23 protein-coding genes are annotated in these 25,030 nt (G+C 64.9%); 16 read left to right on the top strand and 7 right to left on the bottom strand.

Translation table 11 applies throughout. The features are described 5' to 3' along the window. Positions 1 to 15: 15 nt before the first annotated feature. Positions 16 to 810 (bottom strand): lysophospholipid acyltransferase family protein, encoded by a 795-nt coding sequence (locus BLV20_RS07125; protein ID WP_092298977.1) that lies wholly within the window; start codon positions 808 to 810, stop codon positions 16 to 18. Next, complete coding sequence (gene olsB, locus BLV20_RS07120; RefSeq protein WP_092298973.1) at positions 810 to 1,565, bottom strand: L-ornithine N(alpha)-acyltransferase; 756 nt, start codon at positions 1,563 to 1,565, stop codon at positions 810 to 812. Before olsB ends, BLV20_RS07125 begins: the two co-directional genes overlap by 1 nt. Positions 1,566 to 1,705: 140 nt before the next feature. Here olsB and BLV20_RS07115 point away from each other — a divergent pair, with 140 nt between their 5' ends. From BLV20_RS07115 to BLV20_RS07075, 9 genes are all read left to right on the top strand, one after another. Beyond that, positions 1,706 to 2,584: an acyl-CoA dehydrogenase family protein gene (locus BLV20_RS07115; RefSeq protein ID WP_092298970.1), complete on the top strand. Its 879-nt coding sequence runs from the start codon at positions 1,706 to 1,708 to the stop codon at positions 2,582 to 2,584. An 85-nt stretch (positions 2,585 to 2,669) separates the two neighbouring features. After that, positions 2,670 to 3,770: a serine hydrolase domain-containing protein gene (locus BLV20_RS07110; protein ID WP_092298967.1), complete on the top strand. Its 1,101-nt coding sequence runs from the start codon at positions 2,670 to 2,672 to the stop codon at positions 3,768 to 3,770. Next, a complete protein-coding gene (locus BLV20_RS07105; protein ID WP_092298964.1) occupies positions 3,767 to 4,096 on the top strand; it encodes an amidase in 330 nt (109 codons plus the stop codon). Before BLV20_RS07110 ends, BLV20_RS07105 begins: the two co-directional genes overlap by 4 nt. Positions 4,097 to 4,309: 213 nt before the next feature. Beyond that, entirely contained in the window at positions 4,310 to 5,485 is a 1,176-nt protein-coding gene (locus BLV20_RS07100; protein ID WP_092298961.1) for a M20 aminoacylase family protein, read from the top strand. A gap of 118 nt (positions 5,486 to 5,603) precedes the next feature. Then, positions 5,604 to 6,914: a citrate-proton symporter gene (locus tag BLV20_RS07095; protein ID WP_092298958.1), complete on the top strand. Its 1,311-nt coding sequence runs from the start codon at positions 5,604 to 5,606 to the stop codon at positions 6,912 to 6,914. Next, entirely contained in the window at positions 6,914 to 8,371 is a 1,458-nt protein-coding gene (locus BLV20_RS07090; RefSeq protein ID WP_092298955.1) for an amidase, read from the top strand. Before BLV20_RS07095 ends, BLV20_RS07090 begins: the two co-directional genes overlap by 1 nt. Positions 8,372 to 8,457: 86 nt before the next feature. Then, positions 8,458 to 9,228 (top strand): IclR family transcriptional regulator, encoded by a 771-nt coding sequence (locus BLV20_RS07085; protein ID WP_092298952.1) that lies wholly within the window; start codon positions 8,458 to 8,460, stop codon positions 9,226 to 9,228. A 232-nt stretch (positions 9,229 to 9,460) separates the two neighbouring features. Beyond that, positions 9,461 to 10,051 (top strand): YceI family protein, encoded by a 591-nt coding sequence (locus BLV20_RS07080; protein ID WP_092298949.1) that lies wholly within the window; start codon positions 9,461 to 9,463, stop codon positions 10,049 to 10,051. Between the two features lies 1 nt (position 10,052). After that, positions 10,053 to 11,210 (top strand): phospholipase D-like domain-containing protein, encoded by a 1,158-nt coding sequence (locus tag BLV20_RS07075; protein WP_092298946.1) that lies wholly within the window; start codon positions 10,053 to 10,055, stop codon positions 11,208 to 11,210. Between the two features lie 239 nt (positions 11,211 to 11,449). On the opposite strand, the gene bglX is transcribed toward BLV20_RS07075, so the two are convergent. Beyond that, a complete protein-coding gene (bglX, locus tag BLV20_RS07070; RefSeq protein ID WP_092298943.1) occupies positions 11,450 to 13,771 on the bottom strand; it encodes a beta-glucosidase BglX in 2,322 nt (773 codons plus the stop codon). 255 nt (positions 13,772 to 14,026) lie between these two features. Here bglX and BLV20_RS07065 point away from each other — a divergent pair, with 255 nt between their 5' ends. From BLV20_RS07065 to BLV20_RS07040, 6 genes are all read left to right on the top strand, one after another. Further along, on the top strand, positions 14,027 to 14,635 hold the full coding sequence (locus BLV20_RS07065; RefSeq protein WP_092298940.1) for a LemA family protein: 609 nt from the start codon (positions 14,027 to 14,029) through the stop codon (positions 14,633 to 14,635). A gap of 73 nt (positions 14,636 to 14,708) precedes the next feature. Beyond that, a complete protein-coding gene (locus BLV20_RS07060; RefSeq protein ID WP_092298937.1) occupies positions 14,709 to 15,455 on the top strand; it encodes a TPM domain-containing protein in 747 nt (248 codons plus the stop codon). A gap of 29 nt (positions 15,456 to 15,484) precedes the next feature. After that, positions 15,485 to 16,102 carry a TPM domain-containing protein gene (locus BLV20_RS07055; protein WP_092298934.1) on the top strand — a complete coding sequence of 206 codons (618 nt, stop codon included), beginning with the start codon at positions 15,485 to 15,487 and terminating at the stop codon, positions 16,100 to 16,102. 232 nt (positions 16,103 to 16,334) lie between these two features. After that, a complete protein-coding gene (locus BLV20_RS07050) occupies positions 16,335 to 17,552 on the top strand; it encodes a class I SAM-dependent methyltransferase (protein ID WP_092298931.1) in 1,218 nt (405 codons plus the stop codon). Between the two features lie 385 nt (positions 17,553 to 17,937). Further along, on the top strand, positions 17,938 to 18,519 hold the full coding sequence (locus BLV20_RS07045; RefSeq protein ID WP_092298928.1) for a DJ-1/PfpI family protein: 582 nt from the start codon (positions 17,938 to 17,940) through the stop codon (positions 18,517 to 18,519). 76 nt (positions 18,520 to 18,595) lie between these two features. Then, positions 18,596 to 18,901 (top strand): ribbon-helix-helix domain-containing protein, encoded by a 306-nt coding sequence (locus tag BLV20_RS07040; protein WP_092298925.1) that lies wholly within the window; start codon positions 18,596 to 18,598, stop codon positions 18,899 to 18,901. A 432-nt stretch (positions 18,902 to 19,333) separates the two neighbouring features. Here the strand turns inward: BLV20_RS07040 and BLV20_RS07035 are convergent, their stop codons facing one another. From BLV20_RS07035 to BLV20_RS07020, 4 genes are all read right to left on the bottom strand, one after another. Then, positions 19,334 to 19,687: a DUF6124 family protein gene (locus BLV20_RS07035; RefSeq protein WP_092298923.1), complete on the bottom strand. Its 354-nt coding sequence runs from the start codon at positions 19,685 to 19,687 to the stop codon at positions 19,334 to 19,336. Positions 19,688 to 20,244: 557 nt separating this feature from the next. Further along, positions 20,245 to 22,818 (bottom strand): TonB-dependent receptor, encoded by a 2,574-nt coding sequence (locus BLV20_RS07030; RefSeq protein ID WP_092298920.1) that lies wholly within the window; start codon positions 22,816 to 22,818, stop codon positions 20,245 to 20,247. Between the two features lie 120 nt (positions 22,819 to 22,938). Next, on the bottom strand, positions 22,939 to 23,898 hold the full coding sequence (locus tag BLV20_RS07025; protein ID WP_092298917.1) for a FecR family protein: 960 nt from the start codon (positions 23,896 to 23,898) through the stop codon (positions 22,939 to 22,941). Further along, on the bottom strand, positions 23,895 to 24,434 hold the full coding sequence (locus BLV20_RS07020) for an RNA polymerase sigma factor (protein ID WP_092298914.1): 540 nt from the start codon (positions 24,432 to 24,434) through the stop codon (positions 23,895 to 23,897). The genes BLV20_RS07025 and BLV20_RS07020 overlap by 4 nt, the downstream gene beginning before the upstream one ends. A 217-nt stretch (positions 24,435 to 24,651) precedes the next feature. On the opposite strand from BLV20_RS07020, the gene BLV20_RS07015 reads away from it, so the two are divergent. Beyond that, positions 24,652 to 24,987: a YegP family protein gene (locus BLV20_RS07015; protein ID WP_092298911.1), complete on the top strand. Its 336-nt coding sequence runs from the start codon at positions 24,652 to 24,654 to the stop codon at positions 24,985 to 24,987. Positions 24,988 to 25,030 lie beyond the last annotated feature (43 nt).

The following is a 25,030-nucleotide window of genomic DNA, read 5'->3' as shown; positions in this document are numbered from 1 at the left end:
CCGGCTCCCCGAGGCTCAGGCAGCGATCAGTTCACCGGCACGCCGTGGCTGCGCAGGCTGGGCGATATCGCCAAACAGCACTTTCTGCACCGCCTGTTGTGCCTGGAAGGCCAACGCCGCGCGTTCCTGGCCCTGGCAGGCAATCGGCTTGAGCAGATGGATTTCCACCCGGCCCCGATCGTTGGCGAACAGGCGCATCAGGTGCGACAGCAGATCGTCGTCGCCGATGAATGGCGCCAGCGGGTCGATATCGCCATCGCGCAGGTAACGAATGGCCACCGGTTGCAACGCCACATCGGCCTCGATGGCGCTGGCCAGCAGGCGGCCGTGGAAGGTGCGCAGGCTGCGGCCGTCGGTGGTGGTGCCCTCGGGGAACATCAGCAGCGGGTGAGTCTGCTGCAAATGGCGGGTCATCTGCTTGCGGATCAATTGGCTGTCGCCCGAGCCGCGGCGGATAAACAGGCTGCCTGCCTTGGCGGCCAGCCAGCCGGCGACCGGCCAGGTACGCACTTCGGCCTTGGACAGGAACGATAGCGGCGTCAGCGCGCCGAGCAGCGGGATATCGGTCCAGGACACGTGATTGCTGACCCACAGCATCGGTTGCTTCGGCACCTCGCCGTGCACCGTCACGCCGAAGGGCAGGGCGTTGCTCAGGCGTGCCATGAAAAAACGCGACCAGCGCTGGCGCCGGACCATGGAATTGGCGATGCCCAAGCGTTCGAACACGCCGAATACACAGGCCATGCCCATGCCCAGCGCCACCACCAGCAGCACGCGGGCGATGCGCCCGTAGACCCGCAGCCGGCGCATCACACGGCCGCCTTGAAGTGACGGGCGTAGCGCGGGCACAGCTCGTCGCGCTTGAGCAGGATGAATACATCGGCCACCTGGAAGTCCTGGTCCCAGCACGGTTCGCCGCAGATCTTCGCGCCCAGGCGCATGTAGGCCTTGAGCAGCGGCGGCATTTCGGCGATGACATTGGACGGAATGTCGAGGTTGGGCAGCGGGTGCTTCGGTTCGGCGCGCAGATGTTCAGTGCACAGGTAGCGTTCGCGCAGGCGCTGCATGATCGCGTGGGCCTGTACGCCGCCGTCCTGCATCGGGATGCTGGCGCAGCCCATCAGGTAGCTGTAGCCGCCCTGGTTGAGCACTTCGGCCAGTTCGCCCCAGAGCACGGCGATGGTGCCGCCATTGCGGTAGGCCGGGTCGACGCAGGTACGGCCGATCTCGAGGATCGGGCCCTTGAGCTGGACCAGGCCGTGCAGGCTGAATTCTTCTTCGCTGTAGAAACGCCCCAGGCTGCTGGCGGCCTGGTGGTCGAGCAGGCGGGTGGTGGCGACCAGGCGGCCGCTGTTCAAGTCGCGTACGCCGATGTGGCTGCAGTGAACATCATAGTCATCCATGTCCAGACCCAGCTCGGCGCCTTTCAGTTTGGCGTTGAACTCGCCGCTGAAGACGTTGAAGCGCAGGGCCTGGGCTTCTTGCAGGGCCGCGGCGCCCACCAGGCGCTCGGCTTGCAGGCGGCGTTCATTGCCGGTGTCGCTGATGCGGGCGATCTGAGTCATTGTGAATCTCCGTGCGGGCCACTGACCCGCCTTGGGTTGCAGCCAATCGACTTTGTTGTGCAAAGTCAGGCTATGTAGCCCCGGTGTCATCGCCATGAAGCTTTGGTGATGCTTATATGACAGCCCCTGAGGACCCGCTTATGCCCTGGCAAGCCTTGCTGCACAGCCGTCGACGACTGCCCGCCCACCCGGACCTGGCCGAAGGTTATGCCGTGTTGTTACAGGAGCTGGGATCGGTGACGCCCTTCGAACTGGCCGTGCGCGGCGGACGGCTGATGGCCACTCCGGGGCTGGCGTTCCTGGTGGGCTACCAGGCGGCGCTGCGCATGCTCTGGCCCAGCGCGCCGTTGAGCCTCGGCGCCCTGTGCGCCACCGAGCAGCGCAGCCTGCGCCCGGCCGATATGCAGACCCGGCTGCACAACCTGCACTTGAGCGGGCACAAGGATTTCGTTACCGCCGGCGATGCCGCCGACTGGCTGCTGATCGCCGCCCGCTGCGAAGACCAAGGCGAACCGCCGCGCCTGAGCCTGGCGGTGGTCTATGCCGGCGAGCCCGGGGTCAAGGTCGACAAGTTGCCGGCGATCCCGCTGATGCCGGACATCAGCCACGGCCGCCTGCAACTCGACAACGCCCTGTGCGAACTGCTGGCGGGCGACGGTTGGGATGCCTACGTCAAACCCTTTCGCACCCTGGAAGACATTTATGTGCTCAGCGCCATGACGGCCTGGCTGTACGGCGTCGGCCAGGACAACGACTGGCCGCAGGCCCTGCTTCTGCAATTGCTGGCCTTGCTTGCCGGTTGCGCCGAGGTCAGCCGGCAGAACCCATCGCTGGGCAGCGGGCATGTGTTGCTGGGTGGCCTGTTCGCCCAGTTCGACGGGCTCAAGCCGGCCATTGAGCAAGCCTTTGCCGATGGCCCGCCGGAGTGGGCCGAATTGTGGAAGCGCGACCGGGCGGTGCTGGACCTGGCGGCGGGGGCGCGGAGCAAACGCCTGGCCAAGGCGCTGGCTATTAAATAGAAGGGAGTCGCGGGAGCGCCGGCTGGACAAAAACTGTCATGTCCCTGGTCTACCCTCAGCAGGTTGCCCAGTCCGAGTTCCCGCCATGTTCAAAGGCCCGATCCTGCTGCTCGCGTTGCTGCTGCTCATATGTTCCCCGGCCCGGGCCGAAAACTGGCCCGGCGCGCAATGGAGCCAGGGCCCCGCCGCTAGCGGCCCGGCCCTCGCGGCGCTGGAGGCATATGCCTTCGCCCCGCGCAACGAGGCGACCCGCCTGGGCATCCGCAGCGACGCCTTGCTGGTGATCCGCGACGGCCAGTTGATCTATGAGCGCTACGCCGGCCCGACCAGCGCCCAAACCCCACACCTGACCTGGTCCATCAGCAAAAGCCTGCTCGCCGCGGTGCTGGGCGTGGCCTATGGCGAGGGGCGTTTCCAGTTGCAGGACAAGGCTGCCCGTTTCCTTCCCGCGTTGCGCCAGCACCCGGATATCCGCATGGCCGACCTGCTGCATTGGGCCTCGGGCCTGGACTGGCAGGAAGATTACGAGTACGCGCCGCTGAAGTCTTCGGTGGTGGCCATGCTCTACACCCGCGGCCACGACGATATGGCGAGCTTTACCGCCGCGCACCCGGCCTTCAGCGCACCAGGGCAGGTGTTTCGCTATTCCAGCGGCGACACCAACCTGCTGTCGGCGGCCCTGAAAAACCTGCTGGGCCCCCAGCGATATGCCGACTACCCGTGGCAGGCGCTGTTCGAGCCGTTGGGCATTACCCAGGCCGTGTGGGAAAGCGACGCCAGCGGCACCTTCGTCGGTTCGTCCTACGCCTACCTCACCGCCCGCGATCTGGCGCGGGTCGGGCTGTTGATGCTGCGTGACGGGCGCTGGGGCGAGCGCCAACTGCTGCCCAGGGACTGGGTCGAATTCAATCGCACGCCGTTCGCCGGCTATCAGGCGAACCAGGACGAACTGGTGCCGGGCGGGCATTGGTGGCTCAATCGCGCCGTCGCGGGCAGCCCGTCGCCCTGGGTGGACGCACCGGCCGACACCTTCGCGGCGCTGGGCCATTGGGGGCAGGCGTTGTACGTGATTCCCAGCGCCGGGCTGGTGATCGTGCGCTATGCCGACGACCGCGACGGCAGCTATAGCCACAACACATTGCTCAAGCTCGCGCTGGCGGCCTTCGCCCGGCAGGTGCAGCCATGAACCGACGTCCGTGGGTCGCGCGCCATCCCTTCGCCAGCCTGCTGTTGCTGGCGCTGCTGGCCTTGCTCGTCTGGGGCTGGAGCGAGCGGGGCGCCCTGCAAGCCTTTCCGGACATCCTCAGCGCCTACAGCGCCAAGGAGTACTGCTCGTGCCGGTACGTGATGCACAACACCGCCGAGTACTGTGAAGGTTATGTGCAGCAGTACCTGCCGCTGGAGGCCTTGCGCGACGATGCCGAGCACAAGCGGGTCAGCGCCAGTGGCCTGGGGCGCAGCCACAGCGCTGTCTGGCTGGGCGAGCGCCAGGGCTGCCGGCTGGCGCCCTGAACGGCGCCACGCAACGATTGGCAATCCTTTGCCGAGGCTGCCAGGCCCCAGCTGGCGGGCTGGGGGGACCAGGTTCCACCCTGTGGAACCACATTTGATTGTCGCAGGCGACGGCTCGCGGTTATCTGAGGGCACGCCGCGATCACGCCTTGCTGCACCGTGAGACGCTCCGAAAAAAAGAACGGGATTACACCCGGCCCGAGGAGATACGTCATGACCCGCTTCCCGCATATCTTTGCCTGGCTCGACGACGTCGCCAGCGACTTGCGCGCCGTTCGCCAGGACATCCACGCCCACCCCGAGCTCGGCTTCGAGGAGAACCGCACCTCGGCGCTGGTCGCCCGCGCCCTGCAGGAGTGGGGCTACGAAGTGCACACCGGGGTCGGCAAGACCGGCGTGGTCGGCGTCCTGCGCAACGGCAACAGCCCGCGCAGGCTGGGCCTGCGCGCCGACATGGACGCCTTGCCGATCCTCGAGAATACCGGCGTGGCCTACAGCAGCCGCCACAGCGGTTGCATGCATGCCTGCGGGCATGACGGCCACACCGCCATGCTCCTCGGCGCGGCGCGCTACCTGGCGGCCACGCGCCAGTTCGAGGGCACCCTGACGCTGATTTTCCAGCCGGCCGAAGAGGGCCAGGGCGGCGCCGAAGCGATGCTCGCCGACGGCCTGCTGGAGCGTTTTCCCTGTGACGCGCTGTTCGGCATGCACAACATGCCGGGGCTGCCGGCCGGCCACCTGGGCTTTCGCGAAGGGCCGATGATGGCTTCCCAGGACCTGCTCACCGTGACCCTCGAAGGCGTGGGCGGGCATGGTTCGATGCCGCACCTGACGGTCGATCCACTGGTGGCCGCGGCCAGCGTGGTCATGGCCTTGCAGACCGTGGTGGCGCGCAACATCGATGCCCAGGAGGCGGCGGTGGTGACGGTCGGGGCGCTGCAGGCCGGCGAGGCGGCCAACGTCATTGCGCAGCAGGCGCTGCTGCGCCTGAGCCTGCGAGCGCTGAACGCGCCAGTGCGCGAGCAGATGCTCGAACGGGTCAAGGCGATCATCCACACCCAGGCCCAGAGCTTCGGCTGTTCGGCCAGCATCGAACACCGCCCGGCCTATCCGGTGCTGGTCAATAGCCCGGAGCAGACCGAGTTCGCCCGCCAGGTCGGGGTGGCGCTGCTGGGCGAGCAGGCGGTCGACGGCAACACGCGCAAGCTCATGGGCAGCGAAGACTTCGCCTGGATGCTCCAGCGTTGCCCCGGCAGCTACCTGTTCATCGGCAACGGCCTGTCCCGGCCGATGGTCCACAACCCCGGCTACGACTTCAACGACGACATCCTGCTGACCGGCGCCGCCTATTGGGCCGCGCTGGCCGAGAGCTGGCTCGAGCCGGCCTGAGTTTTTCCTTTCTTCTGCCGCTGAATCGGGCGCCTGTGGCGCCCGGCACTTCCCATAAGGGCTCGGCTCTCCACGCGAGACGCTCCCGAGACCCGACAAGAATAGAAGGACAGCGCTCATGCACGCCTCGAGATCCAGTGTTTCGCGTACCCGCCAAGTGGTCGCCGCCGTGATCGGCAACGCCCTGGAGTGGTACGACTTCATCGTCTACGGCTTTCTGGCCAGCATCATCGCCCGGCAGTTTTTCCCCTCCGACGACGAGTACGCCTCGCTACTGATGGCCCTGGCCACCTTCGGCGTGGGCTTCTTCATGCGCCCGGTGGGCGGCATCCTGCTGGGCATGTATTCGGACCGCAAAGGCCGCAAGGCCGCCATGCAGCTGATCATCCGCCTGATGACGGTGTCCATCGCCCTGATCGCCTTTGCCCCCAACTACGCGGCCATCGGCATGGGCGCGCCGCTGATGATCGTGGTCGCGCGCATGCTGCAAGGCTTCGCCACCGGCGGCGAATACGCCAGCGCCACGGCCTTCCTGGTGGAAAGCGCGCCGGCGCACCGCAAGGGCCTGTACGGTTCCTGGCAACTGGTGGGGCAATGCCTGGCGGTGTTCTCCGGGGCGGCGATGGTGGCGTTGGTCACCCATCTGTTCTCGCCCGAGGACCTCGACCTGTGGGGCTGGCGCCTGCCTTTCGTGATCGGCTTGCTGATCGGCCCGGTGGGCCTGTGGATCCGCAAGTACATGGAGGAGCCGGAAGCCTTCGTCGAGGCCCGCAAGCAGGTGCGCGGCAACGGCCCGGGGTTGCTGCAGGTAGTACGCGAGCACCGGCGCAGCATTCTGGTGTCCATGGGCCTGGCCTGCGGCGCGACGGTATCGTTCTACGTGGTGCTGGTGAACATGCCGACCTTTGCCCACAAGAACCTCGGCTTGCCGCTGGACCAGGTGTTGCTGGTGCAGATGTTCGCGGTGGCGCTGATGACGCTGGTGATTCCGTTGTCCGGCGCGTTGTCGGACCGGCTGGGGCGGCGCCCGGTGTTGCTGGCCTTCACCCTGGCATTTTTTGTCATGGTCTACCCGCTGTACGTCTGGGTCGCCGCGGCGCCCTCGATCGAGCGCCTGCTGGTGATGCAGGTGTTGCTGTGCAGCGCCATCGGCGGCTTCTTCGGCCCGGCGCCGACCGCGCTGGCCGAACAGTTCCCGGTGCAGGTGCGCTCCACCGGGGTGTCGGTGGCCTATAACGTGTCGGTCATGGTCTTCGGCGGTTTTGCCCCGCTGATCGTGACCTGGCTCAGCAAGGTGCTGGGTACCCCGGTGGCCCCGGCGTTCTATGTGTTGTTCGCCTGCGTGCTGACGCTGTTGGGCACTTACTGCCTGCATGAGTCACCCAAAGAGAAGAAACCCGGCGCGCTGAATTTCGGGGTGAAGCCTTGATGGATATCGCCGCACACGACCCAGGGCCCATCGTTGAGCTGGGCGCCGTCGAACTGTCCCGGGCGATTCATGCCCGCAGGTTTTCCTGTCGCGAAGTGATGTCGGCCTATCTGGACCGGATCGAGCGCTGCAACCCACAGGTCAATGCCCTGGTGTCGCTGCGCGAGCGCCAGGTATTGCTGGTCGAGGCCGAGGAGCGCGACCGCCAGCTGGACCGAGGCCAATCCCTGGGCTGGATGCACGGCATGCCCCAGGCGATCAAGGACCTGGCGGCCACCGCCGGGCTGCGTACCACCCTGGGTTCGCCGCTGTTCGCCGAACAGATACCGGCCCACGACGCCATCTGCGTGGCGCGGGTCCGGGCCAGCGGGGCGATCATCGTCGGCAAGAGCAACGTGCCGGAGTTCGGCCTGGGCTCGCAGACCTACAACAAGGTGTTCGGCACCACCGGCAATGCCTACGACCCGACGCGCAATGCCGGTGGCAGCAGTGGCGGGGCAGCGGTGGCCCTGGCGTTGCGCATGCTGCCAGTGGCCGATGGCAGCGACATGATGGGCTCGTTGCGCAACCCGGCGGCCTTCAACAATGTCTTTGGCTTGCGCCCGTCCCAGGGCCGGGTACCCCACGGCCCGGCCGCGGAATTGTTCGTCCAGCAACTGGCCACCGAGGGCCCGATGGGCCGCAGCGTGGCCGATATCGCGCGCCTGCTGGCCACCCAGGCCGGGTATGACCGGCGGGTGCCGCTGTCGCTCAAGGACGACCCGGCGATCTTCGGCGAGCCCTTGCCGCGGGATTTTCGCGGCGCGCGCCTGGGCTGGCTGGGCGACTACGACGGCTATCTGGCCATGGACGATGGCGTGCTGGCGCTATGCGAGGCGGCGCTGGGGGATTTTCGCCAGCTGGGCTGCGAGGTCGAGGCCTGCCAGCCGGCGTTTTCCATGGCGGCGCTGTGGCAGTGCTGGCTGGTGCATCGGCATTGGCTGGTCCAGGGCAGCCTGGGACCGCTGTATGCCGATCCGCAAAAGCGCCAGCTGCTCAAGCCCGAGGCACAGTGGGAGGTGGAGGGCGGGCTGCGTTTGAGCGCGGCGGATGTCTACCAGGCCTCGCAGATCCGCAGCGACTGGTACCGGGCCCTGGAGCGCTTGTTCGAACGTTACGATTTCCTGCTGTTGCCCAGCGCCCAAGTGTTCCCTTTCGATGCAGGGGTGCCTTGGCCGCGCGTTGTCGGAGGGCGGGCAATGGACACCTACCATCGCTGGATGGAGGTGGTGATCGGCCCGACCCTGGCCGGCCTGCCGAGCCTCAGCGTGCCGGTCGGCTTCAATCCGGCGGGCTTGCCCATGGGCCTGCAGATCATCGGCCCGGCCCAGGCCGACCGGGCGGTGCTGCAGCTCGGTCATGCGCATGAGCAACTGACGCAGTGGGTCAGGCGCCGGCCGCCGGGACATGCGTTGTAACCCTCGAACCGAAGCGTGCGGGTTTATCGGGCCCGCATCTTGCTGCGTGAAACGCTCATCCATCCGCTTATCAGGGAGGTCGGCATATGGCCAGCAAGGTGGAAAGCGGCAGCGTGCGTTCGGTCGAGCGGGCGTTGGCGATTGTCGAGCTGCTGGGCCAGCACCAGGCTCTGGGCCTGGAGGAGCTGCATTACCTCACGGCGCTGCCCAAGGCCACGGTATCGCGCATGCTCTTGACGCTGCAGGAGCAGGGTTGGGTCTATCGCGGCCTGAGCGATCGGCGTTACCGGTTGTGCGCCAAACGGCTGTTCGGCGACCAGCAGCAACGTTTCAAGCGGCAGTTGGTGGAGCGCGCCGCGCCCTGGTTGCAGACGCTGAGCGAGCGCACCGGGCTGGTGGTCGACCTGTCGTGTTTCGACGGCGAACGCCTGGAGGTCATGGAAAGTTCGATCCCGGCGGTGTTGCGCAAGCGCTATCCGCATAACTGCCAGATCGTCGGCCACTATTCGAGCCTGTTCCATTCGGCGATGGGCAAGGCTTGCCTGGCCGAACTGGACCACGAACAGGTCCAGCGCCTGGCGCTCCGCGAGCGGGTGCCCCAGGAGGATCAATACCGCGCCTGCGAACAATCCCAGCATCAGGGTTTCGGCCAGCGCACCGAGGGGTATTGGGAATACCCGGTGCGGCTGCCGTTCCTGATCCGCGCCGTGGCCTTGCCGATTCGAAACCAGGGCCGGCTGGTGGGCAGCATGGCCTTGCATTGGCCAATGGACCAGGCCCCGGTGGAGCGGGTGTTGAGTTTGCATCTGGCCAGCCTTGCGGCGACTGTCCAGGATGTTGAGCGCAGTCTGATGTAGCGGCTGTGAGGGCGATCGGGTTGGGCGATTCGGGCCTGGTGGGGTATTTGGAATATCGAGGGGGCTTTTTGGGGCCGCTGCGCGCCCCAGCGCAGCCTGCGGCAGCGGCTACAGGGATCTTTTTCGTCTTTATGCGCTCCGAGTATTCGCCGTTCACGGCCCTGTCGCTGTTTGCAAGCGCACGCGGGCCGGTTAAGGTTCCGCTCAGGTTTATCGACCCCACGAGTCTTGAATGTTCAACACCTCTTTCCCCAAAGCCCTGGCCGCTTTGCTGCTGGCCTGCGCGGCCTGGCCGGCGCAGGCCAACTGGTACCTGGACAACGAGTCCTCGCGCCTGTCGTTCGTCACCAGCAAAAACGCCAATGTCTCCGAAGTCCATCGCTTTCTGGTCCTGCACGGCAAGGTCGACGCCAAGGGCATGGCGCAGCTGGAAGTCGAGCTGGACTCGATCAACAGCGGAATTCCGCTGCGCGACGAGCGCATGCGCAAGGAGCTGTTCGAAGTCGGCCAGTACCCGAATGCGTTGATCAACGCGCAGATCAACCTGCGCCCGATCAATGACCTGGCGTCTGGCGCGCAGATCGAACTGCGGTTGCCGGTCAACGTCACCTTGCACGGCAAGCAGCACGAATACACCGCCGAAATCCTCGCCACACGCCTGGACGATCGGCGGTTCCAGGTGGTGACCCTGGAGCCGCTGGTGCTCAACGCCGCCGATTTCGACCTGCTGCCGGGGCTCGAGACCTTGCGCAAGGCCGCCGGCCTGTCGGCGATCAGCTTGTCGGTGCCGGTGGGTGCGGTGCTGATCTTCACGGCGCGCTGATATGGCGGGTGCGGTCTTTCCCTGGCGTGAAGGCAATCGCTTCGAACTGCTGATCGACGGTCCGAGCTTTTTCCCGCGGATGCTGGTGGCGATTGCCCGAGCTCGCGAACAGGTGGAGCTGGAGCTGTACCTGGTAGAAGCGGGCGCCTGCGCCGAGGCCATGGTCCAGGCCCTGACCCAGGCCGCCGAGCGTGGGGTGCGGGTGCGCTGCCTGTTCGACGATTACGGCAGCCTGGCGTTTACCCTGGGCTTGCGCCAGCGCCTGATGGGCGCCGGGGTCGAGCTGCGTTTCTACAATCGCCTGAGCTGGCGCCGCGGGGTGCGCAACCTGTATCGCGACCACCGCAAATTGCTGCTGGTGGATCAGGAACTGGCGGTGGTCGGCGGCACTGGCGTAACCGATGAATTCTGGAACCCGCTGCAGGACAGCTGCGACTGGCATGAAGTCATGGTGGAGATCAGCGGCCCGCTGGTGCTCGACTGGCAGATGCTGTTCGACCGGCAGTGGATCGCCAACCGCTATCGCACCGCCTGGAAGCCTGCGTCGAACTTCGGCTTGCCACGCCTGCCGCGCGTGCCGGCCCAGGGCGAAGGCATGGGCCGGGTGGCGTATGCCGACGCCCGGCAACATCGGGACATCCTGCAATCGCTGGTGCGCGCCTTGAACAGCGGGCAACGGCGGATCTGGCTGGCGACCCCGTATTTCCTGCCGACCTGGAAGGTCCGGCGTTCCCTGCGCCGCGCGGCCGGGCGCGGGGTGGATGTGCGCCTGCTGCTGACCGGGCCGCGCACCGATCACCCGTCGGTGCGTTATGCCGGCCACCGCTATTACCCACGCCTGCTGCGCGCCGGGGTGAAAATCTTCGAATACCAGCCACGTTTCCTGCACCTGAAGATGGTGCTGATCGACGATTGGGTGAGCATTGGCTCATGCAATTTCGATCACTGGAACCTGCGCTTCAACCTTGAGGCCAACCTCGAGGCCCTCGACCTGCCGCTGACCGATGCGGTGGTCGCGAGCTTTCTCGCCGACTTCGACCAGAGCCAGGAAGTCAGCCTCGAAGCCTGGAAAAACCGCCCGCTGTGGCGGCGGATCAAGCAACGGATCTGGGGCTGGGTGGACCGCCTGGTGGTCAACCTGCTGATTCGCCGCGACTGATCCGGCCCCGCGCGGCTTTGGCTTCTGTAGGAGCCAAGCTTGCTGGCGATCCAGGCAACGCGGTGTATCAGGAGAATCGCTTTCGCGGGCAAGCCTCGCTCCTACGCCGCCTGCGTTTTGCTTTGGCTTTGGTTTTTGTAGGAGCCAAGCTTGCTGGCGAAATGGGCGATGAGGTGGGTCAGGTGGATCGCTTCGCGGGCAAGCCTCGCTCCTACGGGAGGAGCGAGGTTGAGGGAGGGTTACAGCAGTTCGAAGCTCTGTTGCTTGACGTCTCGCGAGTCCAGGCCGATCTCGACTTTGAACTCGCCCGGTTCCGCGGCGTATTTGAGCTGGGCGTTGTAGAACTTCAGGTCGTCTTCGCTGATGCTGAAGTGGATCACCTTCTGTTCGCCGGCCTTGAGCGACACTTTCTGGAAGTTTTTCAGTTCCTTGATCGGACGGATCATGGAGCCGGCAACGTCCTGGATATACAGCTGCACCACGGTTTCACCGTCGCGCTTGCCGGTGTTTTTCAGGGTCACGCTGGCATCGAGCTTGCCGCTCTTGTTCAGGGTGGTCGACGACAGGGCCATGTCCGACAGGCTGAACGTGGTGTAGCTCAAGCCATAACCGAACGGAAACAGCGGGCCGGTGATGTCGTCGAAATACTGCGAGGTGTAGTTGCCCGGCTTGCCCGGCGTGAACGGCCGGCCAATGGTCAGGTGGTTGTAGTAGGTCGGGATCTGCCCCACCGAACGCGGGAAGGTGATCGGCAGCTTGCCCGACGGGTTGTAGTCGCCGAACAGCACGTCGGCGATGGCGTTGCCGCCCTCGGTGCCGCTGAACCAGGTTTCCAGGATCGCGTCGGCCTGTTCGTTCTCTTCGAGCAGCGCCAGTGGCCGGCCGTTCATCAGCACCAGCACCAGCGGCTTGCCAGTGGCCTTGAGGGCCTTGATCAGCTCGCGCTGGCTGGCCGGGATGTGCAGGTCGGTGCGGCTCGAGGATTCGTGGGACATGCCCCGCGATTCGCCCACGGCCGCCACCACCACGTCAGCCTGCTGCGCGGCCTTCACCGCTTCGTCGATCAACACCTGGGCCGGGCGCGGGTCGTCCACCACTTCCGGGGCATCGAAATTGAGGAAGTTCAGGTAGTCGACCACCGCCTTGTCGGCGGTGATGTTCGAGCCCCGGGCATAGATCAGCTGTGCCTTGTCGCCCAGGGCGTTGTGCATGCCGTCGAACAGGGTCACCGATTGCGCCGGCACGCCGGCGGCGGCCCAACTGCCCATCATGTCGATCGGTGCCTTGGCCAGCGGGCCGACCAGGGCGATCTTGCCGGCCTTTTTCAGCGGCAGGGTTTCATTGGCGTTCTTCAGCAGCACCAGGCTGCGGCGCGCCACGTCGCGGGCGTCGCTGCGGTGCAGGCGGCTCTCGGCGTTGGTGTCGGCCGGGTCCTGCTCGGCCTTGCCGATGCGCAGGTACGGGTCGGCGAACAGGCCCATGTCGTACTTGGCGGCCAGTACTTCACGCACGGCGTTGTCCAGGTCGCGCTGGCTGACGTCGCCGGACTTGAGTAGCCCCGGCAGCTCCTTGGCGTACAGCGAGTCGTTCATGCTCATGTCGATGCCGGCCTTGATCGCCAGCTTGGCGGCTTCGCGGCCGTCCTTGGCGACGCCGTGGCGCATCAACTCGACGATGGCGCCGTGGTCGCTCACCGCCAGGCCCTTGAAGCCCCACTCCTTGCGCAGCAGGTCGTTCATCAGCCAGGTGTTGGAGGTGGCCGGCACGCCGTTGATCGAGTTCAACGCCACCATTACCCCGCCGGCACCGGCGTCGATCGCCGCGCGGTAGGGCGGCAGGTAGTCCTGGTACATCTTCACCGGGCTCATGTCGACGATGTTGTAGTCGCGACCGCCTTCCACCGCGCCATACAGGGCGAAGTGCTTGACGCTGGCCATGATGCTGTCGGCGTTCTTGGGGCTGTCGCCCTGATAGGCCTTGACCATGACTTTGGCGATGCGCGAGACCAGGTAGGTGTCTTCGCCGAAGCCTTCGGAGGTGCGGCCCCAGCGTGGGTCGCGGGAGATATCGACCATGGGCGCGAAGGTGATGTCCAGGCTGTCGGCGCTGGCCTCCCGTGCGGCGATGCGCCCGGAGCGGCCGATGGCGTCCATGTCCCAGCTCGACGCCAGGGCCAGGGGAATCGGGAAGATCGTGCGGTGGCCGTGGATCACGTCATAGGCGAAGAACATCGGGATCTTCAGCCGGCTGCGCATGGCCGCGTCCTGCATCGGCCGGTTTTCCGGGCGGGTGATGGAGTTGAAGGTGCCGCCGATACGCCCGGCGGCGATTTCCTTGCGGATCATCTCGCGGGGCATTTCCGGGCCGATGCTGATCAGGCGCAACTGGCCGATCTTTTCATCGAGGGTCATCTGCTTGAGCAGGTTGTCGATGAATGCGTCCTTGTTCTGCAGGACCGCATCGGAAAAGGGTTTTTCCGGGGTCGATACCGGCGTGGTAGTGGCCAGGGCAGGGTGACTGGCCAGGCTGATCAACAAGCCCAGCAAACACAGCTTCTTCATGAATATTGTTCTCTAGGGCCTAAAACAGGCGCGAGCGTTACGCGCCCGGGCGGCCGAAAATGGGAGAGCGGCTAATTACGGAACGACTATTGTTGTTCGGACAAATGCAGCACACTTTCTGAACTCGTTTTCGCGCTGGGCATCTTTTAGCCGATTGGCCCGATGCATTCCAGTGGTTGCGGCAGATTATGCCCGATGCACTTGATTCGAAGGGTTGCAGGTTTCTTCCCATAGGTTGCAAGGAGCGTCACTACCATGAACGTACGACAGAGCCTTCATTCAAGCTGGCCGGTTGTCGCATTGCTGCTGCTTGGCAGCCTGCTCAGCGGCTGCGGGATCAACACCATCCCGACCCTCGACGAACAGGCCAAGGCGGCCTGGGGCCAGGTCCAGAACCAGTACCAGCGTCGCGCCGACCTGATCCCCAACCTGGTGGAAACGGTCAAGGGCTACGCCAGGCACGAGCAGGAGACGCTGACCGCGGTGATCGAGGCGCGGGCCAAGGCCACGTCGATCCAGGTCGACGCCAACACCCTGGACGATCCGGAAAAGCTCAAGCAGTTCCAGCAGGCCCAGGACCAGCTGACCGGCGCCTTGAGCCGTTTGATGGTGGTGTCCGAGCGCTATCCGGACCTCAAGGCCAACCAGAATTTCCTGGCCCTGCAATCACAGCTTGAAGGCACCGAGAACCGCATCGCCGTGGCCCGTCGCGATTTCATCCTCGCGGTGCAGAAGTACAACACCGAGTTGCGGACCTTTCCCGGCCGCCTCTGGCACAGCCTGATGTACAGCGACCTGCCGGTGCGCGAGACCTTCGAGGCCACCAGCCCCGACGCCGAAAAAGCGCCGCAAGTGAAGTTCTGATCAACAGCGGCTGCCCGCGGAGCGCGCGAGCGGCCGCGGGGGCTGGCCCGGCATTCCCACGGATGAGGTTCCAATGCACGTGTTGAGAGTTGGCCTGGTGCTGTGGCTCTGGGTGTTTGCGATGGCGGTCCAGGCCGAGCTGAAGTTCCCGGCCCTGAGCGGGCGGGTGGTGGACAACGCCCAGATGATCGAGCCGGCGGTGCGCCAGCAACTGACCCAGGAGCTGGCCTCCCACGAGCAGTCCACCGGCGAGCAGGTGGTGGTCGTGACCCTGCCGGACCTGCAAGGCACCAGCATCGAGGATTTCGGCTACCAGCTGGGGCGCTATTGGGGCATCGGCCAGAAGGACAAGAACAACGGCGCCTTGTTGATCGTCGCCCGCGACGATCGCAAGCTGCGCATCGAAGTCGGTTACGGCCTGGAAGACCGCCTGACCGACGCGCAAAGTTCGGTGATCATCCATCAGGTCATCACCCCGGCCTTCAAGGCCGGCCATTTCAGCAAGGGCATCAGCGATGGCGTGTCGGCCATGTTGCTGGTGCTGGGCGGCAATCCACTGGACGAGCCGAGCGCTGCCTATGCGGGCGGCGAGGGCGGCAATGAGTTCTTCGACCGGCACCCCGGCGCCCTGGTGTTCCTGGTGCTGCTGTTTATCGTGACGATCTTCGTCTGCCAGTTGCTTGGCATCCTGCCCAGTGGTGGCGGCGGGCGTGGCGGTTCCGGAGGTTTTGGCGGGGGCGGTTTTGGCGGCGGAGGCGGCGGGGGCTTCAGTGGCGGCGGTGGTAGTTTTGGCGGCGGCGGATCGTCAGGCGGCTGGTGATTAAAAAATATCGATGAGTATGCGAAGACATGGCACTACTGAGTGAGTACGAACAACGGCAGGTCGCCGAGGCAATCACCCGGGTCGAGCAGCAGACCGATGCCGAGCTGGTCACCGTGCTGGCCGCCCGCGCCGACGATTACGCCTACATTCCGTTGCTCTGGGCCAGCCTGCTGGCGCTGATCGTGCCGGGCGTGGTGCATTACGCCACCGGCTGGATGGGCATGCACCTGTTGCTGCTGGTGCAATGGCTGACCTTTATCGTGCTGTGCCTGGTGTTTCGCATCCCGCGGATCACCACTTGCCTGATTCCGCGCTCGGTACGCCACTGGCGTGCCTCGAACCTGGCTCGCCGCCAGTTCCTCGAACAGAACCTGCACCACACCGTCGGCAGCACCGGGATGCTGATCTTCGTCTGCGAGGCCGAGCGGTATGTGGAGATCCTGGTGGACGAGGGCATATCCAAGCGCCTCGATGACAAGACCTGGGACGCCATCGTCCAGGCCTTCACCCAGCAGGTGAAGCAGGGCCAGACCCTGCAAGGCTTCATCAATTGCATCGAGGCCTGCGGCGAACTGCTCAAGGTGCATGTGCCGGTGACCCATGTGCGCAACGAACTGCCCAACCGCCTGGTGGTCCTGGCCTGACTCTCCCACACCCCTGTAGCCGCTGCCGCAGGCTGCGATCGGCCGAAGGCCGTGGCGTTCTGAAGATCGCTGGAGGTCCTGCGGACCTTGCGCAGCCTTCGGCAGCGGCTACAGGGCAAATCCTGCAGAATCTGCGCCGCCGGTAAATAACTCCGTGCCCCGGCGGGCCATCCCCCCTAAAATACCCGCCATTCCCCGATCCACACCCCGCACCGCCCGAGGCACCTTTTACATGTCCGCAACCGCAACCCCCGCCAGCCTCGCGCCGGATCATCACGCCCAGTTTCTTCAATTGCTGGAAACCAGCCTGGCGCAGAACGCCTTTATCAAGCTGGTGCTGGCCAAGCACGTGGGGGCCGAGGCGGACTTGCAGCGGCTGATCATCAAGCAGCTGACGGTCAAGGAGCAGCCGTGCCTGTCCTTCGTCTACCGCTACAAGACCCGCGACATCACCAAGAATTTCCCCCTGGACGAAGGCGTGGCGCTGATCGCCGGGCTGCTGCCGGCGTCGTTCAAGAACGCGCACCTGCTGTCGCTCACCGACGAAGTGCAGCTTGAATACAGCAAGAAGGGCAAAAGCTCGCTGTTCAAGGGCAAGGCCCAGCAGCAGCGCGAAGTGCCGTCGGCCGAGCATAACCGCGAGAAGAACCGCTACCTGGAGCTGAGCCGGCCCTTCCTCACCGACCTGGGGGTGACCAACAAGCAGCATGAGCTGATCCCGGCGATGTCGCGCAAGTGGAAGCAGATCAACAAGTTCATCGAGGTCTTCAGCCACGCGCTGAGCTCCTCGCCGATCGACCTGCAGCAGCCGGTGCGGGTGGCGGATTTCGGCTCCGGCAAGGGCTACCTGACCTTCGCCATCCACGATTACCTGTGCAACACCTTGCAGGCGCAAGGGCAGGTGACCGGCGTGGAGCTGCGCGAAGACATGGTGACCCTGTGCAACGCCGCGGCGGCGCGCCTGGACTACCCGGGCCTGGAATTCAAATGTGGCGACGTGCGCAGCGTGGCGCCGAGCGAGCTGGACGTGATGATCGCCCTGCATGCCTGCGATATCGCCACCGACTACGCGATCCACACCGGTATTCGCTCCGGCGCGGCGATCATCATGTGCTCGCCGTGCTGCCACAAACAGATCCGCCCGCAGATGCAGAGCCCGGCGCTGCTCAAGCCGATGCTGCAATACGGCCTGCACCTGGGCCAGCAGGCGGAGATGGTCACCGACAGCTTGCGCGCGCTGTTCCTCGAAGCCTGCGGCTACGAGACCAAGGTCTTCGAATTCATCTCCCTGGAACACACCAACAAGAACAAGATGATCCTCGCGGTCAAACGCGCCGAACCCCAGGACCCGACCCAGCTGCTGGCGAAGATCGGCGAACTCAAGGCGTTCTACCACATCAGCGAGCACTGCCTGGAAACCCTGCTGCGCGCCGACGGCTACCTGGGCTGAGGATTGCCGTAGGAGCGAGGCTTGCCCGCGAAAAACGAAAACGCGGTGTATCAGGCAATCCGTGGCGCCTTGATCGCGGGCAAGCCTCGCTCCTACGGTGGCCATTTACCCCCGCACCCGCTGCCGTAGGAGCGAAGCTTGCTCGCGAAGAACGAAAACGCGGTGTATCAGGCAATCCGTGGCGCCTGGATCGCGGGCAAGCCTCGCTCCTACGGACACCCCACGGCCATTCGGGTCCCCGCTGCCGTAGGAGCGAGGCTTGCTCGCGAAGAACGATGACGCAATACCCGGCAGCATTGCTGGCGTAGTACCGGGTTATTACCCGGCCCCGCGGATAAGGACTACCTTGAATACTCCTGTTTTCCCTTGAAGAGGAGTCATCTCCATGGCCGCGAAAAAAATCCTCATGCTGGTCGGCGATTACGTCGAAGACTACGAAGTGATGGTGCCGTTCCAGGCGCTGCTGATGGTCGGCCACACCGTGCATGCGGTGTGCCCGGACAAAAAGGCCGGGCAGACCGTGCGCACCGCGATCCATGACTTCGAAGGCGACCAGACTTACAGCGAAAAACCGGGCCATCAGTTCGCCCTGAATTTCGACTTCGCCAAGGTCGAGGCCGCCGATTACGACGCGCTGCTGATCCCCGGCGGTCGCGCTCCGGAATATCTGCGGTTGAATGAAAAAGTCCTGCAACTGGTGCAGGCGTTCGACCAGGCCGGCAAACCGATCGCCGCCGTCTGCCACGGCGCCCAGCTGCTGGCGGCGGCAGGCATCCTCGAAGGCCGCGAGTGCAGCGCCTACCCGGCCTGTGCCCCGGAAGTGCGCCTGGCCGGCGGTACCTACATCGATATCCCCGTGACGGACAGCCACGTCCAGGGCAATCTGACGACGGCCCCGGCCTGGCCGGCGCACCCCAGCTGGCTGGCTGGTTTCCTCGGCCTGCTGGGCACCACAATCACGCTGTAAACGGATGACTTGCCGGCGCTGCTTTTCTGTCAGGAAGCAGCGCCATCGTCCTACCTCCAACCGAGGAGCGCCCAGCATGTGCGAGCTCTACGTCAAAGCCGACCCGATCCTCTACGAGTCCCGCTCGCGCTCGCTGCGCATCTGCGGGGTGGTCACCACCCTGCGCCTGGAAAACCAGTTCTGGGACATCCTCAGCGAAATCGCCGAGGTCGATGGCATGACCACCAACCAGCTGATCGCCAAGCTCTACGAAGAAGTGATGGACTACCGCGGCGAAGTGGTGAATTTCGCCTCGTTCCTGCGGGTCAGTTGCACCCGCTACCTGAGCCAGCGCCGCAACGCCACGCCGGAGCTCAGCGTGGTGCGCAACGCCACCAAATAACCCCGCAACCCTGTAGCCGCTGCCGAGCCTGCGAGGCTGCGATCGCCCGCGCAGCGGGCGTCAAACCAGACAACACCCTACCCGTAGGAGCGAAGCTTGCTCGCGATGGACCCGAGAGCGCCATGTGAGCCACTGAACTGGCGGCATCTTTCCTGGCATACCGCGTCGCCAGGTTTTGCGGGGCTGTGCCCCGATCGCAGCCTCGCAGGCTCGGCAGCGGCTACAGGGGCAGGTGTGCCGGACATATATTGCCCATCAGGCTACCTACCCGTAGGAGCGAAGCTTGCTCGCGATGGACCCGAGAGCGCCGCGTGAGCCACTGAACAGGCGGCATCTTTCCTGGCATACCGCGTCGCCAGGTTTTGCGGGGCTGTGCCCCGATCGCAGCCTCGCCGGGGCTCGGCAGCGGCTACAGGTGGGGCAGTTGGTGGCTCAGGTGGTGGGGTGGGTGCTGTCGAGCAGGGCGTCCACCACTGCGCGGGCCATTTCCACCGAATGCACCATGGACCAGATCAGCCCGCGCTCGATGCCGCTGGCGCGTTCGGTGATTTCATCGGACACCTCCTCGGCGCATTTGAGCAGCAGGGACACGTGCATCAGCGCGTCTTCGGCATTGACCCCGGGCTGCACGGCGAACAGCGGATGGCCCTGGCCGTCGCGCAGGCCAAAGGGGCGGCGGCGCGTGCCTTGCAGGGCGGCGATCAGGCTGGCGTTGGCGCGATCCAGTTCCGGGTCGCGCAGTTTGCGAGGGGATTGCAGGGGCGGATCGGGGACGAGCTTTTTCATGAGGTAATTTCTCCAGTCGTTCAAGGAACCGCCGGATCTCACTTCCACATGAGAGGTGGCAGCCGTACGTAGGTGTGGAAGACCGGTCTGGAGCCACCGGCGCACCCGAGGGTGCCCCACGTACAGCCGCCATAAAACGAACTCACCAGGACTGAAGGTCACTGATGTTTTCGTATGAGACGAATTGCACGTTCTCCAGAACCGAACTTCCACATCCGGGCCGCTGTTTTTGCAGCGACCCAGGCAGACTGCCTGATCGGTTTGAGGGGTACAAGGCGCTCAAAGGCGTTGGGGATTTTCTAGGAAATACCTTACAAAACAAAGCGAAACCTCTTCGCTTCTCACCAGCATCCCCTGACAAAACACGACCTGTAGCCGCTGCCGAGCCTGCGAGGCTGCGATAGGTCCGCAGGACCTCAGACGGTCGCAAGATCGCCGCGCCCCTTCGGGTCGATCGCAGCCTCGCCAGGGCTCGGCAGCGGCTACAGGGGTTAGAGCGGTTGCAGCGGTTGCAGCGGTTGCAGGGGTTACAGGGGTTACAGGGGCAGCGCCCCGGTTCAGAAGAACCGGGTCACGCTGATCTTGGCGTTGCGCCCCAGGCTGGAGGCGTTTTCGCCGCTCAGGGGTGGGCGGTAATCGCGGTTGAACATGTTGTCCAGGGTGAAGTTGACTTCGGTGCCCTTGAGGTACGGCTGCTGCGGTTTCCAGTTGGCGAACAGGCCTTGCACGTTGTAACGGTCGTTCTCGTACTGGTCCCAGTAGGAGTCGCCCGCGGCGCTGGCCGGGCCGCTCGGGTAGATATCGCTCGGCACCCGGTCGGTCTGGCGCACCCATTGGCCCTGCCAGCCCACTTGCGCATCCCACTGCGGGATTTTCACCCCCAGGGTGGCGACCCATTTGCGCGGCGGAATGTCACGCGCCCAGACGTTCGGCCCCCAAGGGTTGGTGTAGGCCCCTTCGTGCTTGCCGGTAATCCAGGAGTAGGACAGCGAGCCGAACAGGTAGGTCGAATCGTAGAAACTCTCAACCTCGAAGCCCTTGATCGTCAGGTCGCCGATATTGCGATAAACCCCGATCGTCGGCTGGTTGCACACCTGGCCGATGCTCTTGCCGCCGCTCAACTGCTCGGGGCAGCCGATGCCGAGGTTCTTCATGATTTCGTCTTTGATCTGGTTGCGGAACACCGTGGTGCGCACCTGCACGCTATCGGCGTCGGTGAACACATTGGCGAAGCTGGTGATGTTACCGGCGCGCAACGCGGTGATGCGCTCCGGGTCGAGGTCGCGGCTGGTGGCCGAGCGGGTGGTGCCGGCGGCCTGGACTTCGTATTGCTCGTCGATCACCGGCGCGCGCCAGGTCTTGCTGTAGTCGGCGAACAGGGCGAATTGCGGGGTGACTGTCCAGAACGCCGACAGCCGTGGCGACCAGCCGGTGTAGGTCTTGTCGCCATAGTCGTGGCCGACCACCGGGTCGGGGCTGTTGTAGATCGGCGCGTCGTTCTTCTGCCCACGGTTGCGCACATGGTCGTAGCGCAGGGACGGGGTCAGGGTGAAGTTGCCCAGGGTGATCGCGTCCTGGATATAGAAGGCATTGTTGTCGACCTTGCCATGGGGCATGAAGCCCGGCTGGTAATGCCCGTTGTTGTACTTGGGCACCTCGTAGGTCTTGCCCGGCATCCACATGTCCACCTCACGGGTGTGCTTGCGGATCTGGATGCCCTGGGTCAAGGCATGCTCCAGCGGGCCGGTGTTGAAGCGGCTGGTGTTTTTCAGCGAGAGGATCTTGTCCTCGTAACCCACGGTGATCTTGCGTCCGCCGGAGGCGGGCTGGAAGTAGGCGTCCGGGCCGCGCTCGTCGGTCTGGTCGGTCTTGGAATCGGAATAGCGGGCCTCGAAATCGATCCACGGGTTGTCCAGCGGCGTGTACTGGTACTTGGCCTGCCAGGTGGTGTCGATGGTGTTGCGCTGCGCCAGGAAGCGCCGGGTGGCGCCCTCGTAGCCGTACTTGTCGATATCGCGCTGGCTCGGTGGCGCCGGGTAGCTCTTGGCCGAGAAGGGCGCCCAGATATCGCTGTTGGAACGCATGTAGCTAAAGCCCAGGCGGTGTTCGTCGGTCAGTTGCATGTTCAGCTTGAACAGCTCGCCGTCCAGGTCCTGGGCGGTATTGGGCAGGCGCTTGGGGTTGATCGGGTAGGCGTTGCGCGGGTCCGGCTGGGCGCTGGCCAGTTTCATGTCGTCGCCGTCGCGCTTGGTCCAGTAGGCCAGGGCATCGAAGCGCCGGTCCTCGGTGCGCCCGTAGACCGCGCCGGTGTAGGCCTGTTCATGGCTGTTGCTGCTGTAGCCGTACTTGAGCATGGCGCCGGTGTCGCGGCCTTCCTGCAGCAGGTCCGGGGCGTCCTTGGTCTCCATGTGCACGGTGCCGCCGAAACCGCCGTTGCCGGTCTCGGGCGAGTGCGGGCCCTTTTCCACTTCGATGCGTTTGATCAATTCCGGCTCGATGAAGATCGAGCCCTGCTGGTAGCGTTCGAAGCCGCTCTTGGTCGCGCCATCGACGCTCATCGGCACGTCTTCGGCGTCGCCCAGGCCCCAGATGTTGATGGTCTGGCCGCCGGGCTTGAGCGAGCCGCCGAGGCTGACGCCGGGCAGGGTGGCGATCAGGCTGGGGATGTTGGTGGCCTGGTGGCGGTCGATCTCGGCCTGGTTCAGGGTCGAGCGGCCGACTGTCGCGGAGTCCACTTCCAGGCCGCTGCCGATCACGCTCATGGCCCCCAGTTGCAGCGCCGAACTGCGGGTGCTGCTGTTTTCCGCGGGGCGCACCACGTAGGTCTTGTCGACCTTGACCAGGCTGAACTCGCTGCCGCCCAGCAATTGCTGGATCGCCGCCTCGGGGCTGAAATCGCCCTTGAGCGCCGGGGCCTTTACGTTGCGCAGCACCTCTTCGTCGAACAGCAACTGGATCTTCGCCTGCTGCGCCACCTGGCTCAGCGAGGCCGCCAGCGGCTGGGCGGGCAGGGCGAAGGTGAACGATTCGACCTCAAGCTGTGCCTGGGCCTGCAGGCTGAACGCCAGGCAGGCGGCGAGCAAGGTCGGACGCGAACAGATGAGCTGCAAGTGATAAGACGCGCGAAACATGAAATCCCCCGGAGCGGCGACAAAGGCCAAAAAAGGTGTGCGTAAACAACGCAGACCGGAGGAAGACGCGTCAGCAAAATAAAACCTCATATGCGAATGCAAAATATTCGCATATGAGTTTCAGCGTCGGGCTTCGATACGCACGCGGCCGTCGGCCAGGGCCACGGTCTTTACCGGGATCAGCGCCGGCAGGGCCTTGATCAGCGCGTCCGGGTCTCGCACATCGAGGTTGCCCGAAACCTTGAAGTTGCCCAGCGCGCCATCGGCCAGCAACACCGGCTGGCGGCGATAGAGGTTCAACTCGTCCACCAGGCTGGCCAGGTCGCGATTGCGAAAGGCCAGGTGGCCGCCGCGCCAGTCGGCGACCTCGTCGACGCTCACCGCCTGTTCCCGCAGGGTGCCGCTGGCGTAGTCATAGATGCCGCGCTGGCGGGCGCCGAGCAGCAGCGAATCGGGCTTCTGCGCGTCGGGAGCGAACGCCACCTGGCCATGGGCGACGCTGACCACCAGTTGTTTCTCACCGCGCCGCACATCGAAGCCGGTGCCGACCACCCGCACCCGGGCGTTGCCTGCATGCACCCACAGCGGCCGTTCCTTGTCGGCGGCGACTTCCAGGTACAGCTGGCCCTGGTCCAGATAGAGGTTGCGTTGCTGTGCGCTGAAGTCGATGCGCAGGCGGGTGTTGGCGTTGACGTACAGGGTGCTGCCGTCGGGCAGGTTGAAGCTGCGCATGCCGGTGCTCTGGGCGGTGATTTGCTGCGAATGGATCGCCGGCGGAGCGCCCAGCTCGATGGCCAGCAGCGCGCAGACCAATGCGGCGGCGGCCGCCAGGGCCGGGCGCCAGCGAGGCTTTTTACGCAGCGGCAGCGGCGTCGGCCGGTTCAACTGGTCGAGTTCGGCCAGGTCGGCCCACAAGCGCTCGAACTCGGCATAGGCCCGGGCGTGGGCCGGCTCGCGGGCCCAGGCCGCAAAGGCTTCGCGCGTGGCCTGGCTGCGATCGTCGCGATTGCGGGTGAACCAGACGGCCGCCTGGGCGTCGATGCTGTCGATCTCGTGCTCGGTGTCGCTGTGGCGGGTCATTGGGCGTGCTCCTTGCCGTGTTCCCGTTCCAGGCGCTGCTTGCAGTGCAGCAGGGCAAAGGCGATGTGTTTTTCCACCATGCTCAGGGAGATGCCCATGCGTTCGGCGATCTGCGCCTGGCTCAGGCCTTCGAAGCGGTGCAGCATAAGGGCTTCACGGCGGCGCGGCGAGAGTTCGGCGAGCACGCTTTTCAGATGTTCCAGGCGTTGCAGGCGCTGGGCCGCGGACAGCGGTTCGTGATGTTCGTCGGCCAGCGGCTCGGGTTCTGCTGCATGCGGTTCGTGGTGCACCTTGTGCCTGACCTTCTGCCGGCGCCAGTGGTCGCGCAGCAGGTTGCGCGCCATCTGGAACAGAAAGGCGCGGGGTTGTTCGACCTTGGCCCGGTCGCGGTAATCGAGCCATTGGGTGAAGACGTCCTGGGTCATGTCCGCCGCATCGCTGGCGTTGTCCGTGCGTTTACGCAGGTAATGCAGGATGTCCGCATAGAACCCGCGGACGGGGTCCGCCGAGGTGGGGTCGGGCTTGAAGCGAGACATGAAGATCCTTCGCGAAGGCTGCCGGGCAGAAAAAGGCGCGAATGATATCGAGAATTATTACTATTTGTCTGCATGAGTTTGCGTCCATGAACCGGATGCGGTTTTTCCTGTCTGATGGTGCGTGCCTCAGCAACACACCCCAAAACGCTGGTAAACCGGCAAAGACAGGCTTTAATCCGAAGTGCATTCGCATCTTTGGACACTCAGGAGCAGGACCATGGCTGGATGGTATGAATTAAGCAAAAGCAGTGACGGGCAGTTCCGCTTCGTTCTCAAGGCTGGCAATGCTGAAACCATTTTGACGAGTGAGTTGTACGCCTCCCGCAGCGCCGCCGAAAACGGCATCGCTTCGGTGCAGACCAACAGTCCCAACGAGGCCCGCTACGCCAAGGAAGTTTCCAAGGACGGCAAGCCTTACTTCAACCTCAAGGCCGCGAACCACCAGATCATCGGCAATAGCCAGCGCTATTCGTCCGAGGCGGCGCGCGACGCGGGCATTGCCAGCGTGCAGAGCAACGGCCCGAGCACGACCATCAAAGACAAGACCGCCTGACGTTCTGCACTGAAACAAAAAAGCCCGACAGGACAACCTGTCG

Source organism: Pseudomonas sp. NFIX28 (genome assembly GCF_900107395.1).
Lineage (GTDB): Bacteria > Pseudomonadota > Gammaproteobacteria > Pseudomonadales > Pseudomonadaceae > Aquipseudomonas.
Note: the sequence above shows the minus strand (reverse complement) of the source record. Positions and strands in the feature narration are given on the sequence as shown.

What these genes read in the sequence shown, in the direction of transcription:
- BLV20_RS07125 (WP_092298977.1), bottom strand. Translation starts at nt 810, where the DNA reads ATGCGCCGGCTGCGGGTCTACGGGCGCATCGCCCGCGTGCTGCTGGTG.
- olsB (WP_092298973.1), bottom strand. Translation starts at nt 1,565, where the DNA reads ATGACTCAGATCGCCCGCATCAGCGACACCGGCAATGAACGCCGCCTG.
- BLV20_RS07115 (WP_092298970.1), top strand. Translation starts at nt 1,706, where the DNA reads ATGCCCTGGCAAGCCTTGCTGCACAGCCGTCGACGACTGCCCGCCCAC.
- BLV20_RS07110 (WP_092298967.1), top strand. Translation starts at nt 2,670, where the DNA reads ATGTTCAAAGGCCCGATCCTGCTGCTCGCGTTGCTGCTGCTCATATGT.
- BLV20_RS07105 (WP_092298964.1), top strand. Translation starts at nt 3,767, where the DNA reads ATGAACCGACGTCCGTGGGTCGCGCGCCATCCCTTCGCCAGCCTGCTG.
- BLV20_RS07100 (WP_092298961.1), top strand. Translation starts at nt 4,310, where the DNA reads ATGACCCGCTTCCCGCATATCTTTGCCTGGCTCGACGACGTCGCCAGC.
- BLV20_RS07095 (WP_092298958.1), top strand. Translation starts at nt 5,604, where the DNA reads ATGCACGCCTCGAGATCCAGTGTTTCGCGTACCCGCCAAGTGGTCGCC.
- BLV20_RS07090 (WP_092298955.1), top strand. Translation starts at nt 6,914, where the DNA reads ATGGATATCGCCGCACACGACCCAGGGCCCATCGTTGAGCTGGGCGCC.
- BLV20_RS07085 (WP_092298952.1), top strand. Translation starts at nt 8,458, where the DNA reads ATGGCCAGCAAGGTGGAAAGCGGCAGCGTGCGTTCGGTCGAGCGGGCG.
- BLV20_RS07080 (WP_092298949.1), top strand. Translation starts at nt 9,461, where the DNA reads ATGTTCAACACCTCTTTCCCCAAAGCCCTGGCCGCTTTGCTGCTGGCC.
- BLV20_RS07075 (WP_092298946.1), top strand. Translation starts at nt 10,053, where the DNA reads ATGGCGGGTGCGGTCTTTCCCTGGCGTGAAGGCAATCGCTTCGAACTG.
- bglX (WP_092298943.1), bottom strand. Translation starts at nt 13,771, where the DNA reads ATGAAGAAGCTGTGTTTGCTGGGCTTGTTGATCAGCCTGGCCAGTCAC.
- BLV20_RS07065 (WP_092298940.1), top strand. Translation starts at nt 14,027, where the DNA reads ATGAACGTACGACAGAGCCTTCATTCAAGCTGGCCGGTTGTCGCATTG.
- BLV20_RS07060 (WP_092298937.1), top strand. Translation starts at nt 14,709, where the DNA reads ATGCACGTGTTGAGAGTTGGCCTGGTGCTGTGGCTCTGGGTGTTTGCG.
- BLV20_RS07055 (WP_092298934.1), top strand. Translation starts at nt 15,485, where the DNA reads ATGGCACTACTGAGTGAGTACGAACAACGGCAGGTCGCCGAGGCAATC.
- BLV20_RS07050 (WP_092298931.1), top strand. Translation starts at nt 16,335, where the DNA reads ATGTCCGCAACCGCAACCCCCGCCAGCCTCGCGCCGGATCATCACGCC.
- BLV20_RS07045 (WP_092298928.1), top strand. Translation starts at nt 17,938, where the DNA reads ATGGCCGCGAAAAAAATCCTCATGCTGGTCGGCGATTACGTCGAAGAC.
- BLV20_RS07040 (WP_092298925.1), top strand. Translation starts at nt 18,596, where the DNA reads ATGTGCGAGCTCTACGTCAAAGCCGACCCGATCCTCTACGAGTCCCGC.
- BLV20_RS07035 (WP_092298923.1), bottom strand. Translation starts at nt 19,687, where the DNA reads ATGAAAAAGCTCGTCCCCGATCCGCCCCTGCAATCCCCTCGCAAACTG.
- BLV20_RS07030 (WP_092298920.1), bottom strand. Translation starts at nt 22,818, where the DNA reads ATGTTTCGCGCGTCTTATCACTTGCAGCTCATCTGTTCGCGTCCGACC.
- BLV20_RS07025 (WP_092298917.1), bottom strand. Translation starts at nt 23,898, where the DNA reads ATGACCCGCCACAGCGACACCGAGCACGAGATCGACAGCATCGACGCC.
- BLV20_RS07020 (WP_092298914.1), bottom strand. Translation starts at nt 24,434, where the DNA reads ATGTCTCGCTTCAAGCCCGACCCCACCTCGGCGGACCCCGTCCGCGGG.
- BLV20_RS07015 (WP_092298911.1), top strand. Translation starts at nt 24,652, where the DNA reads ATGGCTGGATGGTATGAATTAAGCAAAAGCAGTGACGGGCAGTTCCGC.